Here is a 13,826-nt window from a genome sequence, read left to right on the forward strand (position 1 = left end):
AAATTCTTTTCATCAAGCATACGCTCCATGTAGACTCTTTTCACTGTTCCCGTCCTGCCTGCTGAGCTGAGAGTTGAGAGATGCCGATACCGCTCACGATCGCCGCCATCGACCTTGGGAAGTCTCGTTGCCGAGTCGCTGTTCTTCGCGGCTCTGAGCGAGAGACATTCGCCGATGCCGGTTCCCCTGGGCTCGCCACCAGCGATGGCGTCGACACGGCGCTCGCCGCGATCCTTCCGCTTCTCGAACAGGCGGGCGCGGTAGAGGCGATCGGGGTGGGAGCTGCCGGAGCCTGGTCGGCATCATCCGCGGCGCTCGAACTCGCACGGGCGCTGGCGCGGGCTACCGGTGCCACAGCGGCAGTCGCCTCCGATGTCGTCACCGCGCATGTCGGGGCGCTGCAAGGAGACCCGGGAACGCTGCTGATCGCTGGCACAGGTGCCGCTGCCCTCGGCGTCGATGCCGAAGGTGTGCGACTGGTCGATGGCTGGGGACCCGACCTCGGCGACTTCGGCGGCGGCTCATGGATCGGCCGTGAAGGCGTTCGGGCGACGCTGCGTGCTCGCGCGGGGCTCGCAGACCAGACAGTGCTCACTGTCGCCGTGCAGGCGCACATCGCACCACACGCGGATGCCGTCGCCTGGCTCGCCGGTGAGATCCCCGTCGCAAGGCAGCTCGCCACCGTCGCCCCGCTCGTGCTGGATGCCGCGGAAGCCGGAGACTCCGTCGCCGAGGCGATCGTTCGAGAGGCAGTGCGGCTGCTCGCCGCATCCGCCACCGCAGCATCCGCCGACCCTGCCGTCGTGATCCACGGCGGGCTGACCGATCACGCCTGGTTCAGAAGCGAACTCGAGAACTCCCTGACGATTTCCGGCCGCACGCTCACCCCAGCTGCCGGAGACGCACTAGATGGCGCCGCACTTCTCGTGCGCCGCAGCGACATGCCCCACGAAAGGTTTGTGCACCGTGCCCGATAAGACTGTCCCCGAAGCGGATTCCTCCCGTCTGACCGAGCTCCTCGAGGTGCTCTCGACGCTCAGCACCGAGGCGGTGACGACCGAGCGCGGCGACCTCGACCTGCAGGGCACCGTCGAGCTCGTGTATCAGATGAATCAAGAGGACCGGCGCGTGCCCGCCGCTGTCGCGGAGCGCGCAGACGTCATCGCGCTGGCCGTCGATGGCATCACCGCACGCTTCCGCCGCGGTGGTCGCCTCATCTACATCGGCGCAGGAACCGCCGGACGCATCGGCGTGCTCGACGCGAGTGAGTGTCCGCCGACGTTCGGGACTGATCCCTCGATGGTCGTCGGTCTGATCGCGGGTGGCGAGAGGGCGATCCGCAACGCCGTCGAGAATGCCGAAGACGATGCGGATGCTGCGCCGCAGGCGCTGCGCGAACTCGAACTCACCGATCGCGACACGGTCGTGGGCATCTCGGCATCCGGGCGCACGCCCTACGTCACCGGCGGGCTCGAGTACGCACGCAGCGTCGGCGCGCTCACAGTGGCGATCTCGTCGAACGCGCATTCCGAGATCGGCGCAGCGGCTGAGATCGCGATCGAGGTCGTCACCGGTCCCGAGTACATCTCGGGTTCGACGCGGCTGAAATCGGGCACCGCGCAGAAGCTCGTCGTCAACATGCTGACCACGCTGTCGATGATCAAGCTCGGCAAGACCTATCGCGGCGTGATGGTTGATCTCATCGCGACGAACGAGAAGCTGCACGCGCGATCGGTTCGCACTGTCGCGCAGCTCTCGGGGGCCGAGATCGATGAATCATCGACCGCGCTGCGCGCGGCGGATGGCTCGGTGAAGCTCGCCGTACTCATGCTGGTGACCGGTGCCGATGCGGAGCGCGCGAAGGCTGCGCTGGCGGACGCCGACGGCATCCTGCGCGAGGCGATCGCCGAGCTCGCCTGACGGCGACTTCTCAGCTGATCCGAATCTCGAACCCGCCATCGCTCGGGGCGAGCTCGATCTGCGTGAGGTCATCGACGTGATGCGCCGGACCGAATGACGGTGCGTGCGGTCCGACGCCGATGACTGTCATGCCGGCGTCGATCCCTGCGCGAATGCCCGCGCCGGAGTCTTCGAAGACGACGCAGTCGGCAGCGGCGATGCCGAGAGTGGATGCGGCGAGCAGGAAGCCCTCTGGGTGGGGCTTGCTGTTCGAGACGCGCTCCGCTGTGATCGCGAGTGCGGGGATCTGTAATCCTGCAGCACTCATCCTGGCGTTCATGAGCGCGATGTCGGCTGAGGTGACGATCGCGTGGGGCACGCGCTGCAGCGCGCTCAGAAGCGCTGCGGCCCCGGGGATCTCGATGACACCGTCGGTCTCGGCGCTCTCGCGGGCGAGCATCTGCTGGTTCTCTTCGAGATTGATCGCATGGTCACGGTCGGGAAGCAGCATCGACATGCTCTGCCAGCCCTGGCGGCCGTGGACGGTCTGGAGCACTGTGTCCTGGTCGAGGCCGTGGGGAGCTGCCCATTCCCACCACAGGCGCTCGACAACCGCCGTCGAGTCGACGAGCGTGCCATCCATGTCCAGGAGCGCGGCACGGGCAAAGAGAGTGGTGGTCATGCATCCAGGCTAGCCGGGGTGCATCACGGCCTCGCGCTTCGCAGTATCCTGGAGGCATCCCCCGAAGCTTTACCCGGCAACCTGCGCGCCGGACGATCTTCGGTGCGCTCAGACATGCAAGGACGCAGATGAACGACTTCGCGGCACACAGTGATGACTGGAAAGCCAAGGAAGAACTCGCAGAACAGATGGTTCCCCTCGTCGGTGAACTTCGCCGTGATCGGGAGGTCGTGACCTCGTTGCACGGGCACCGGCTGCTCGGACTGTCGACAACGGGAATCATCGAACTGCACGAGCGCGTGGCGCAGCTCGGGCATGAAGAGCTCGCACTCGAAGAGACCCTCGCGGTGCTCGAAGGTCTGCGTGAACTGGCCCCGGGAGCATCCTCGATCGACGTCGCACGTCTTGTCGAGGGACGGACCGATGCACCGCTGGACGAGTACCTCCGCGAGGTGCTCGCACCGGCGATGGGCGCGACGCCCGCAGATCCCACCGACGTCGTGCTCTACGGCTTCGGCCGCATCGGACGGCTGCTCGCCCGCATTCTCATCGCCCACAACAGCGGCGGCAGCGGACTGCGTCTGCGCGCGATCGTCGTGCGACGCGGCTCGGAGAACGACCTCGTCAAGCGCGCTTCGCTGCTGATGCGGGACTCTGTGCACGGCCGCTTCGCAGGCTCCGTGACGGTCGATGAAGAGGCCGAGCAGATCATCGCCAACGGCACGCGCATTCAGGTGATCTACTCGAACGATCCGGCATCCATCGACTACACCGGCTACGGTATTCGCCACGCGATCATCGTCGACAACACCGGGCGCTGGCGCGATGAAGAGGGCCTTGCTCGTCACCTCGAGGCGAAGGGGGCAGCACGAGTTCTGCTGACTGCCCCCGGCAAGGGGAGCCTGAAGAACATCGTGCACGGAATCAACGATGCGACCATCGAGGACGGCGACCGCGTCGTGTCGGCAGCATCCTGCACGACCAACGCGATCACGCCGGTTCTGAAGGCCATAGACGAGGCGTACGGCATCGTGCGCGGACACGTCGAGACAGTGCACTCGTTCACGAATGACCAGAACCTCATCGACAACTTCCACACCGGTGACCGGCGCGGACGCTCCGCAGTGCTGAACATGGTCATCACCGAAACGGGCGCGGCGAAGGCTGTGGCGCGGGCGCTGCCAGAGCTCGAGGGAAAGCTCACCGGGTCGGCGATTCGCGTTCCCACCCCTGATGTCTCGCTCGCCGTGCTCCACCTGACGCTGGAGCGCCCGGCGCAGAAGGACCAGCTCAACGACTACCTGCGCCGCGTCTCACTGCACTCGAAGCTGCGCCAGCAGATCGATTACGTCGAGTCGCCCGAAGTGGTCTCGACGGACTTCGTCGGCTCTCATCGCGCCGGCATCGTCGATGGGCTCGCAACCATCGCGAACGACCGTGATGTCGTGCTGTACGTCTGGTACGACAACGAGTACGGCTACTCGTGCCAGGTGATCCGTGTGCTCGAAGTGATGGCGGGCTCGCACCCGATCGTGCTGCCGACGCGCCGCGAGGTGACTCTGGAGGTCTGACGGTCTCGCCCGCGCCGCGCGTAGTTCCCTGTGCGGGAGTGCTCGCACCCGGCAGGATGGGGGGATGGAACCCCGGATGCTGCGCGCGGAGCGCCTGCGCTCGCATCGGCTGATCGCACCGGCACGGTCGGTCGCGGATGCAGCGCACCACATGCTCGCCGTGCAGGCGCAGGAATTCTGGGCGGGCCGCTGGGCGCTCGCCGCACGGACCACTGGCGCGTCGACTCTGCGGGCGGTGGACGCACTGTTCAACCGCGGCGCGCTCATCCGCGCCTGGACGCAGCGCGGCACGCTGCACATCATCCCCGCCCAAGATCTGGCGTGGGTGCTGAGTGTGACCGGCGCGCGCCAGCTGCGGATGGCCGCGCCGCGCTATCGGGAACTGGGGCTCGGCGCCGACGAGCTCGCCATGGTCGAACGCGTGGTGACCCGCGCCCTGCGCGGTGGCAACGCGATGACCCGGACCGAGCTGTTCACCGTGCTCGAGACCGCGGGCATCGACCCGACAGGTCAGCGCGGGCTGCACTCGATCCAGAACCTCGCCCTGCGCGGCATCATCTGTCAGGGGCCCGTCGTGCCGCGCCAGGGCGGCGCCTCGCGCGAGCAGCTGTTCGTCCTCGCGGAGGAGCACATCGAGACCTCAGGCGCGCCCGCTGATCCTGCCGCCGAGATGTTCGCTCGCTACATCATCGGGCACGGGCCTGCGACTGCCGAGGACTTTGCCTGGTGGGCAGGTGTCACGCTCGGGGTGGCGCGGGCCGCGGCATCCGTTCCCGATGACCGCATCCATGAGATCGACGACGGCGTGTTCCTGGCGCGCACGCGTCCGCGGCTACGGACGCGCGCGGCATCCGTCTTCGCCCTCGGCCCTTTCGAGGAGTACTACATCTCGTATCGGGACCGTACGGTCGCCTGTCCACCCGAACACCTCGCCGCCATCGGACCGGGAAAGAACGGCATGGTGCGCCCGATCATCCTCGCTGAGGGCGTCGTTGTCGGCACCTGGCGGCATTCGACCGCTGTCGGCCGGCTCGCCGACGACCCTGTGCCCGAACTGCTCACCACCGGCGTTGCGCCGGATGCGGAGGTCGCGGCAGCGCTCGGTCGCTACGCCGCATTCATCACCGGCTGATGCTGGCTTTTCACCGTTTCCCCGCCTCGCGAGATGGATTTCGTCGCTGCGGAGTGCTTTCGAGCGACGAAATCCAGCCCGTGCGGGGCCGCAAGCGGGTAGTGGCCTACTCGGCCGCGTGGCGGTCGAGGAACGAGTAGACCTCGCTGGCGTCTACACCGGGGAACGCGCCTCGGGGGAGCGGCGAGAACATGTGGGTGTGCACGCGCGCGCTCGGCCAGGAGCGCCCCGCCCAGTGTCCGGCGAGCTCAGGGGAGGGCAGGCGGCAGCATGCCTCATCCGGGCACGTCGATACGGCGCGATCGGCGGTCTCCCTTCCGCGCCACCAGCGTGCGTCGTCGAACGGCACGCCCACGGTGACCGAGTACTCGCCGTCGCTGCCCGATCCGGTCTGGGTCGCGCACCAGAAGGTCCCCGACGGAGTGTCCGTGTACTGGTGGCGCTCGGTCGTGCGGTTCTGCTGCGTGAAAGCAGCCCGCGCCTGGAACTTGCGGCACACAGGCTGCCCCTCCACTGCACCGGTCACGTCCATCGGCAGTGGCAGGTCGTCGTTCTCGTACACGCGGGTGATCGCACCGGCCTGGTCGACGCGCAGGAAGTGCAGCTTCATGCCGAGGTGCTCGGTCATGAGGTTGGTCATGCGCATCCCGGCGGCCTCGTGCGTGACACCGAATGCGTCGCGGAAGTCCTCGACGGCGAGGTTGCGGTCCTTCTTCGCCTGCTGCAGGAAAGCGACACCAGCAGTCTCAGGGATGAGGCACGCCGCTGCGAAGTAGTTGATCTCGAGACGCTGCTGCAGGAAGTCGGCGTAGTCGGTCGGCGGCTTGTGGCCGAGAAGGCGGTGCGCCATCGCCTGGAGCGACATTGAGCGGAGGCCGTGACCACCTGGAATGGATGCCGGTGGCAAGTAGATCCGGCTGTTCTCGAGGTCCGTGACCGAGCGTGTGGATTTCGGCAGATCGTTCACGTAGATCAGCTCGAAGCCGAGCTTCTCGGCCATGATGATCACGGTGCGGTGGGTGAGTGCGCCGCTGACGTGCCCGGCAGATTTGAGCTGCTTCTCTGCCAGCTTCTCGATATCGCTGATGTAGTTGTTCTGCGCGCGCATGCGCAGACGCAGCTCGGTGTTCGCGCGCCTGGCCTCTTCAGGAGTCGCAATAGCCTCGCGCTCACGGCGCTGCAGCTCACGGTGCAGGCCGAGGACCGACTCGATGGTCTCGTCTGGCATGCCCTTCGACACACGCACGGGGTCGATGCCGAGCTGGCGGAAGACCGGGCTTGCCTGCGCCTTCTCCAATTCGATCTCCAGTGCCGCGCGCCGGTTCGGCGGTTCGTCGGAGATGAGGTCTGAGACTTCGGTGCCGGTCGCCTGCGCGATGGCCTGCAGCAGTGAGAGCTTGGGTTCGCGCTTGCCGTTCTCGATGAGGCTCAGCTGTGAGCCTGCGACGCCGACCCGGGCGCCGAGTTCGTCGAGGGTGAAGCCCTGAGCCACGCGGTGGTGACGGATGCGGTGCCCGAGAGTCGTGAGATGGATGCCGGAGCTGCTCATTCCTTGATCATAGCGAAAGAAACGCATTTCTTTAGAGCAGAAACGTCCGAAAGTGCCCGTTTAGGTTGCGCAGAATGGATGCATACACCGATCTCTTCGATCACCAAGGAGTAGACATGGCTATGGCTGAGACCTTCACCCCTCGCGTTCCGGCGGTTACCGCAGTGCGAACCCTGGGAGCGGCTCCGACCTATGACACGCCTGCCATGGCCGAGCTTCAGGTCTGGGTGGACGAGATCGCCGAACTCACTCAGCCCGACGCCGTGCACTGGGTCGACGGCTCCGCCGCCGAGAACGACGCGATTCTGCGCGGGCTCGTCGATGAGGGCAAGATCATCAAGCTCAATCCCGAGTGGCGCCCAGGGTCGTACCTCGCCCGCTCTCACCCGAGCGATGTCGCTCGCACAGAGGCGCGCACCTTCATCGCTTCCGCGAAGGAGAAGGACGCCGGCCCCACGAACAACTGGGCTGAGCCCACCGAGATGCACAAGAAGATGGACGAGATCTTCGAGGGTTCCATGCGCGGCCGCACGATGTACGTCGTGCCGTTCTCGATGGGTGCCATCGGCGGTCCGCTCTCGCATATCGGCGTCCAGATCACTGACAGCGCCTACGCCGTGGCATCCATCGGCATCATGACCCGCGTTGGAGACGCGGTCACCCGTCAGATCGCCGAGGGCAAGCCGTGGGTCAAGACCGTTCACTCGGTCGGCGCACCGCTCGCTCCTGGTGAGAACGACGTCGAGTGGCCGTGCAGCGACGAGAAGTACATCGTGCACTTCCCCGACACTCTCGAGGTCTACTCCTACGGCTCTGGCTACGGCGGAAACGCCATCCTCGCCAAGAAGTGCTTCGCGCTGCGGATCGCGTCGGTCATCGCCCGCGACGAGGGCTGGCTCGCCGAGCACATGCTCCTGATCCGCGTCATCGATCCCGCGGGCAAGGCCTACCACGTGGCTGCCGCCTTCCCCTCGGCATGCGGCAAGACGAACCTGGCGATGCTGCGCCCGACCATCCCCGGCTGGAAGGTCGAGACTCTCGGCGACGACATCGCCTGGATCCGCCCGGGTGAAGACGGCCGTATGTGGGCCATCAACCCCGAGGCCGGTTTCTTCGGCGTCGCACCGGGCACGGGCGAGTCGACCAACGTCACCGCCATCGAGACGCTCTGGGGCAACACGATCTTCACGAACGTCGCGCTTCGCCCCGATGGCGACGTCTGGTGGGAGGGTCTGACCGACGCTCCGCCGGCGAACCTCATCGATTGGGAGGGCAATGACTGGACGCCTGACTCCGGTCGCCCTGCTGCGCACCCGAACTCGCGTTTCACGGTCGCTGCCGCGCAGTGTCCGCAGATCTCGGATGACTGGGAAGAGGCAGTCCCGCTCGACGTCATCCTGTTCGGCGGTCGCCGCGCGAGCAACGTACCGCTCGTCGTCGAGGCCACGGACTGGACGCACGGCGTCTTCCTCGGATCGACCATCTCCTCGGAGCGCACGGCCGCAGCTGAGGGAACCGTCGGCGAACTGCGCCGCGACCCCTTCGCGATGCTGCCGTTCTGCGGTTACAACATGGGCGACTACTTCGCGCATTGGCTGAAGGTCGGCCGGTCCCTGCGCTTCGACCGCGCACCGCGCATCTTCCAGGTCAACTGGTTCCGTCGCGGTTCGGACGGCCGCTTCCTGTGGCCTGGATTCGGCGACAACTCCCGCGTGATCGACTGGATCATCCGTCGTATCAGCGGCGAGGTCACCGCAATTGACAGCCCGATCGGTCGCCTGCCCCGTCCGGAGGACCTCAACCTCGACGGCGTGGATGTGCCGGAGAAGGATCTCGAGGAGCTCTTCGAGGTGGATCCGGTGGCCTGGGCGGCCGAAGCCGACTCGACCGAGGCGTTCTACGACACCTTCGGTGACACACTTCCGGCGGCCCTGCGCACCGAGCTCGCCTCGCTGCGCTACCGCCTCGCACAAGCTTGAGGCTGCATCTGCAGTCTCACTGAGACCCGCGGCGGCGGGATGACTGGGATGACCCATGGCTGAGTGGTCCCGCCATCCTGCTGCCGCGAGATAGCCGGGCGCACGCGCCCGATCATCCGGGCCTGTCCCGTTCTGCTGACGTTTCGGGGGAATCAGTCTGCAGATCGGGACAGAGTCCGTAAATCGTGAGATCCGACCGGATGCTGCGAGTCGAGGGCCTTACGCCAGCAGCTGATGCCGGGCGAGATCCCGGTACAGCGGAACCTGTTCGACCAGCTCGGTGTGCGTGCCGCTTCCGACGACCTCGCCGTCCTGCAGCACGACGATCAGATCACTGTCGACCACCGTCGACAGCCGGTGGGCGATCACAACGAGCGTGCGGTCGGCAGACACGGCATCGATGGCCTCGCGCATGCGCTGCTCGTTCACCCCGTCAAGGGACGAAGTCGATTCGTCGAGCAGCAGGATCGGAGCCTCGGTCAGCAGTGCGCGGGCGATCGCGAGGCGCTGGCGCTCACCGCCAGAGAGCATGACGCCGTCTTCTCCCACCGGTGTCTGAAGGCCCAGCGGCCCGCGCTCGAGCACATCGCCGAGGTTCACGGCGCGCAGTACCCGCTCGCAGTGGGCATCCGTCGCGTCGGGCGAGGCAAGACGCAGGTTGTCGGCGAGCGTTCCGGCGAGTGTGGGGGCATCCTGCTCGACGTAGCCGAAGCGGGCGCGCAGCTCGGCGCGCGGATAGGTGCGGATGTCGTGTCCGTCCAGGCGAATGGAACCACCGGTCGGGTCGTAGAAGCGCTCTACGAGAGACAGGATCGTGCTCTTGCCCGCACCACTGGGTCCGACCAGCGCGACTCGTGCACCGCGTGGCACGTCGAATGAGACGCCGCGGAGCACGTCGTGGCCGGTGGGTGCTTCAGCATCCAACGCCTCTTCTGTGCGCTCCAGATGCGCGTCGACCAGAAGCGTGCGCGCTTCCTTCGTCGCGGCCTCGCGGGCGGCGATGACGGCGTCGGGGTAGCGGAAGCGCACGTCATGGAACGACAGCGCGGGTGCCGCACCGTTCGCGCTCATTGAGCCTGTCGAAGTGTCGCTCACAGATGCCGCGATCGCTGCGTCGTCCTGATCCTCGGTCGGGAGGTCCAAGACCTCTTGGATGCGACCGAGCGCTCCGAGCGCCTGGTTCACCGAGGTGATCGCGCCGAAGGTCGTCGCGAGCGGCATGAGCAGCATGAACAGGAACATGACGAATGTGATGAGGGATGCCACGGTGAGTGCCCCCGCGGCGACGCGGAAGCCGCCGACTCCGAGCACGGCGAGCAGCGAGAGCTGCAGGGCGACGCCCGAGATCGGCACCACGAGCGCCGAGACCTTGGCGATGCGCACGCCGATGCCGTACGCATCCTTCGCGAGCCCTGAGACCGCCTCTGACTCGCGTTCGGTCGCGCCCGAGGCCCGAACGGTGCGGATAGAGCCGACAGCGCGTTCGACGGCAGATGCCAGCTCGCCGACCTTCACCTGCTGAGCGGATGATGCCGTGCGGATGCGTCCGCCGAGGACCACGACGACGGTGAGTGAGACGCCCACGACCACGACGATGATCAGCAGCAGGATGGGGTCGATGATGAGCATCGCGATCAGTGCGCCGACGAAGAGGACCGTGCTGCCGACGGCATCCGCCAGTCCTTGGGTGAGCACGGCGTACAGCAGTGTCGTGTCGGTGCCGACGCGCGAGACGAGGTCACCGGTGCGGCGGGCGTCGAACTCGCGGATCGGCAGGTGCAGGATGCGGGCGATGAGCTGGCGGCGGCTGGAATGCACGACGGCCGTTCCCGTGCGCTGCAGCAGGTAGTGCTGGTATCCCGAGATGACGGAGGAGATCACCACGAACCCGACGAGCGCCCACACGAGCATGCCCAGGGTCTGATTGGTCTGCACCGCGCTGATCACCTGTCCGACCAGCAGCGGCTGCACGAGTGAGGTGGCGGCGCCGATGACGCTGAGCACCGCGACGACGATCAGCGTGCGCTTGTGCTCGAAGAGGAAGGGGAGAAGCTGACGGAATGTGGCGCGCGGGCCGTCCTGCTGCGCGCCGCGTCCGCGTCGGCGGGTGGGCGCCGTACGAGACATGCGAGACCTCGATCTGAGTAAAAGGGGTTACCTACGACCGTACTTCCTGTGCGCGGCCTGCTTCGTCACTCCGAGGGCGCTGGCGATGGCCTGCCAGGAGTATCCGGCCAGGCGGGCGCGGTGCACCTGAGCCTCTTCGGCACGCGCGATCTCGGTGCGGATGCCGGCGAGCCGGTGCAGCTCGGCGATCGGCTCGCCGTCGGGGTCGAGCTCTTGCGCGGTGCGTGCGGTCATATCGTCAATATATATTGACACGGTTCGATCGTCAAGCCATGTTGACGCGGTTCCGCGGATGCCTCATCGAGCGCGAGTCTTGCCGGGCAAGGCGGACGCCGGGCAGATGCCACAATGGGCGGATGCTCACACCGCCCAAGCTCGTTCCCGGTGACCGCGTCGCCGTCCTCTCTCCCTCCTTCGCCGCTCCCGCCGTGGCGCCAGAGCTGCACGAGCAGGCGCTGCGGCGGCTCACAGATCTGACGGGGCTCATCCCGCTCGAGTACCCGACGACGAGCGAGCTCGGCGCGACCCCCGCGGCGCGTGCGGCCGATGTCAATGCGGCGTTCGCCGATCCGAGCATCCGGGCGATTCTCGCCACGATCGGCGGGGACGACCAGATTCTCGTCGTGCCGCATCTGGATGCCGCGTTCGCGATAGCGGACCCGAAGCCGTTCGTCGGATACAGCGACAATACGAACATCCTCAACTGGCTCTGGCGCCACGGTGTCGAGGGGTTCTACGGCGGATCGACTGCCGTGCATCTCGGCCCAGGTCCCGCTGTCGATGACATCCACCTGCGGTCCCTGCGCGCAGCCCTTCTCGACGGCGGCGAGATCGAGCTCACCGAACCGGGGGAGTCTGAGGACGTGGGTAAGCGATGGGAAGACTCGCGCGCGCTCACCGAGTACGGCGACCGGATCCCGACCGACCAGTGGACCTGGGCGGGCCCCGCGAAGCGCGTGGAAGGCCGCACCTGGGGTGGATGCCTCGAGGTACTCGACGGGCTCGCCTTCGCGGACCGTCTGCCGGCCGCAGGCGATCTCGAAGGCGCGATCCTGCTCGTGGAGACCAGCGAGGAGCGTCCAGCGGCTGGATGGGTCGCACGGTGGCTCCGCGGGCTGGGGGAGCGCGGCATCCTCGCGGCTATCGCCGGTGTCGTCGTCGCTCGCCCGCCGGTCAGCGACTTCGAGTTCCTTCCGTCCGCGGCCGAGGCAGACGCGCTGCGCGCCGCCCAGCGCGACGTGGTGATCGAGACGATCGCCCGCTACAACCCGGATGCTGTCGTGTGCGTCGGTGTGCCGTTCGGGCACACCCGGCCGCAGTGGATCGTGCCCTACGGCGGCCAGATGGTGCTCGACGGTGCGCAGCAGAAAGTGTTCGCCCGCTACTGACTGCGCTTACGGCTCCGGGTTCACAGCTCCGCGCTCTGCGCGAGGCCGAGGTCGGACTCGTAGTCGTGATCCTTCGTCTCGGGCGTGAAGATCAGCGCGATGAAGGTCAGCACACCCATCGCCGCGAGATAGATGCCGACCAGCCACGGTGAACCGTCGGCCGCAGCCCACAGCGCGACGGCGATGAACGGCGCGACAGCGGCGCCGAGGATCGACGAGACGTTGTACGAGATCGCAGATCCTGAGTAGCGCACATTGGTCGGGAACAGCTCGGGCAGCAGTGCGCCCATCGGTCCGAACGTCGTTCCCATGAGCATGAAGCCGAGGACGAGGAACGCCTGCACGAGTGCGCCGGTGAACTTCGGGTCAGCCGTCGGCATCAGGAAGACGTTGAACGTGAGGCCGAACACGATGATCGCCCCGGTCACCCACAACAGCAGCTTCCGGCGGCCGATGGCATCGGCGATCGGGCCGGAGAGCAGCGTGAAGATTCCGAAGAAGACGACGCCGACGATCTGCATCAGCACGAAGTCGGTGTATCCGAACCCGAGACCTGGCACCTCAGCATCCGTCAGCGCGACGCCGTACGTGAGGGTGAAGTTCGTCATCAGGTAGAACAGCACGTACGTCGCCAGCATGATGAACGTGCCGAGGATGAGCTGCTTCCAATGGTGCTGGAACACCGTCACGAGCGGCATCTTGCGGATGGTGCCCTTCTCCTCGGCCTTCTTGAAGGTGTCGGACTCGACGAGCTTCAGACGCACCCACAGGCCGATGATCACCATGACGGCCGAGAACAGGAACGGGATGCGCCACCCCCAGGAGAGGAACGCCTCGGACTTCAGCGCCGGATCCTCGGCGTGCGGCAGCAGCCAGTTGATCGCGAGGAAGATGAAGTTGGCGATGATGAAGCCGATCGGCGCACCCAGCTGCGGGAAGGACCCGTACCAGGCGCGCTTGCCCTTCGGCGCATTCTCGGTGGCGACGAGGGCCGCGCCCGACCACTCTCCGCCGAGTGCGAAGCCCTGGGCGAGACGCAGAACCAGCAGCAGCAGGGGTGCGAGCCAGTTGATCTGCTGGAACGTCGGGAGCAGACCGATGAGCACGGTCGCGATTCCCATCGTGAGCAGGGATGCCACCAGCGTCGCCTTGCGTCCGTACTTGTCGCCGAAGTGACCGAACACCATCGCACCGATCGGGCGCGCGACCATGGCCGCACCGAAGACGGCGAAAGAGGCCAGGAGAGAGGCCGTCTCGTTGTCACTCGGGAAGAACAGAATCGGGAACACGAGGACCGCAGCCGTCGCGTACGCGTAGAAGTCGTAGAACTCGATGGTGGTTCCGACCAGGCTCGCGGTGATGACGCGCGAGCGCGGGTTGGCGGGTTTGACGGGGGCGCTCAAGGTACTCCTGACGTTCGGATGCTCGAGAGACAAGCACCTCGGGATTTTACGCCTTCGGAGAGCTCGTCGATCACTGGCTCTCCGACGATCTCGTTC

The 13,826-nt window shown here is 66.6% G+C and carries 11 protein-coding genes; 6 read left to right on the top strand and 5 right to left on the bottom strand.

The genetic code is table 11. From position 1 onward, the window contains the following. The first annotated feature begins 80 nt into the window (after positions 1–80). Both ACTU6V_RS07040 and murQ read left to right on the top strand, forming a co-directional pair. Positions 81–977 (top strand): N-acetylglucosamine kinase, encoded by an 897-nt coding sequence (locus ACTU6V_RS07040; protein ID WP_443467283.1) that lies wholly within the window; start codon positions 81–83, stop codon positions 975–977. Beyond that, positions 967–1,920 carry an N-acetylmuramic acid 6-phosphate etherase gene (gene murQ / locus ACTU6V_RS07045; protein ID WP_443475304.1) on the top strand — a complete coding sequence of 318 codons (954 nt, stop codon included), beginning with the start codon at positions 967–969 and terminating at the stop codon, positions 1,918–1,920. The genes ACTU6V_RS07040 and murQ overlap by 11 nt, the downstream gene beginning before the upstream one ends. Positions 1,921–1,930: 10 nt before the next feature. Here the strand turns inward: murQ and ACTU6V_RS07050 are convergent, their stop codons facing one another. Continuing rightward, entirely contained in the window at positions 1,931–2,581 is a 651-nt protein-coding gene (locus ACTU6V_RS07050) for an HAD-IA family hydrolase (RefSeq protein WP_443467281.1), read from the bottom strand. Between the two features lie 128 nt (positions 2,582–2,709). On the opposite strand from ACTU6V_RS07050, the gene ACTU6V_RS07055 reads away from it, so the two are divergent. Together ACTU6V_RS07055 and ACTU6V_RS07060 are read left to right on the top strand one after the other, a co-directional pair. Further along, positions 2,710–4,152: a glyceraldehyde-3-phosphate dehydrogenase gene (locus ACTU6V_RS07055; RefSeq protein WP_443475305.1), complete on the top strand. Its 1,443-nt coding sequence runs from the start codon at positions 2,710–2,712 to the stop codon at positions 4,150–4,152. A gap of 64 nt (positions 4,153–4,216) precedes the next feature. After that, positions 4,217–5,284, top strand: coding sequence for a winged helix DNA-binding domain-containing protein (locus ACTU6V_RS07060; RefSeq protein ID WP_443467279.1), 1,068 nt, complete (start codon positions 4,217–4,219; stop codon positions 5,282–5,284). 106 nt (positions 5,285–5,390) lie between these two features. Here the strand turns inward: ACTU6V_RS07060 and ACTU6V_RS07065 are convergent, their stop codons facing one another. After that, positions 5,391–6,833 (bottom strand): helix-turn-helix domain-containing protein, encoded by a 1,443-nt coding sequence (locus tag ACTU6V_RS07065; RefSeq protein ID WP_443467278.1) that lies wholly within the window; start codon positions 6,831–6,833, stop codon positions 5,391–5,393. A 116-nt stretch (positions 6,834–6,949) separates the two neighbouring features. Between ACTU6V_RS07065 and ACTU6V_RS07070 the strand changes: the two genes are divergently transcribed. After that, positions 6,950–8,812, top strand: a complete 1,863-nt coding sequence (locus ACTU6V_RS07070) for a phosphoenolpyruvate carboxykinase (GTP) (RefSeq protein WP_443467277.1) — start codon at positions 6,950–6,952, stop codon at positions 8,810–8,812. Positions 8,813–9,031: 219 nt separating this feature from the next. Here the strand turns inward: ACTU6V_RS07070 and ACTU6V_RS07075 are convergent, their stop codons facing one another. Next, entirely contained in the window at positions 9,032–10,939 is a 1,908-nt protein-coding gene (locus tag ACTU6V_RS07075) for an ABC transporter ATP-binding protein (protein ID WP_443475306.1), read from the bottom strand. 27 nt (positions 10,940–10,966) lie between these two features. After that, a complete protein-coding gene (locus ACTU6V_RS07080; RefSeq protein WP_443467275.1) occupies positions 10,967–11,173 on the bottom strand; it encodes an AsnC family protein in 207 nt (68 codons plus the stop codon). 122 nt (positions 11,174–11,295) lie between these two features. Between ACTU6V_RS07080 and ACTU6V_RS07085 the strand changes: the two genes are divergently transcribed. Continuing rightward, positions 11,296–12,327, top strand: coding sequence for an LD-carboxypeptidase (locus tag ACTU6V_RS07085; RefSeq protein WP_443475307.1), 1,032 nt, complete (start codon positions 11,296–11,298; stop codon positions 12,325–12,327). A 20-nt stretch (positions 12,328–12,347) separates the two neighbouring features. Here ACTU6V_RS07085 and ACTU6V_RS07090 read toward each other — a convergent pair whose 3' ends face one another. Then, on the bottom strand, positions 12,348–13,730 hold the full coding sequence (locus ACTU6V_RS07090; RefSeq protein ID WP_443467273.1) for an MFS transporter: 1,383 nt from the start codon (positions 13,728–13,730) through the stop codon (positions 12,348–12,350). Positions 13,731–13,826: the final 96 nt, after the last annotated feature.

The sequence above is a fragment of the Microbacterium zouquanmingi genome (assembly GCF_052266675.1).
Classification (GTDB): Bacteria; Actinomycetota; Actinomycetes; order Actinomycetales; family Microbacteriaceae; genus Microbacterium.

Coding starts and splice junctions, on each gene's coding strand:
- ACTU6V_RS07070 (WP_443467277.1), top strand. CDS start 6,950: ATGGCTATGGCTGAGACCTTCACCCCTCGCGTTCCGGCGGTTACCGCA.
- ACTU6V_RS07065 (WP_443467278.1), bottom strand. CDS start 6,833: ATGAGCAGCTCCGGCATCCATCTCACGACTCTCGGGCACCGCATCCGT.
- ACTU6V_RS07075 (WP_443475306.1), bottom strand. CDS start 10,939: ATGTCTCGTACGGCGCCCACCCGCCGACGCGGACGCGGCGCGCAGCAG.
- ACTU6V_RS07060 (WP_443467279.1), top strand. CDS start 4,217: ATGGAACCCCGGATGCTGCGCGCGGAGCGCCTGCGCTCGCATCGGCTG.
- ACTU6V_RS07080 (WP_443467275.1), bottom strand. CDS start 11,173: ATGACCGCACGCACCGCGCAAGAGCTCGACCCCGACGGCGAGCCGATC.
- ACTU6V_RS07050 (WP_443467281.1), bottom strand. CDS start 2,581: ATGACCACCACTCTCTTTGCCCGTGCCGCGCTCCTGGACATGGATGGC.
- ACTU6V_RS07040 (WP_443467283.1), top strand. CDS start 81: ATGCCGATACCGCTCACGATCGCCGCCATCGACCTTGGGAAGTCTCGT.
- ACTU6V_RS07085 (WP_443475307.1), top strand. CDS start 11,296: ATGCTCACACCGCCCAAGCTCGTTCCCGGTGACCGCGTCGCCGTCCTC.
- ACTU6V_RS07055 (WP_443475305.1), top strand. CDS start 2,710: ATGAACGACTTCGCGGCACACAGTGATGACTGGAAAGCCAAGGAAGAA.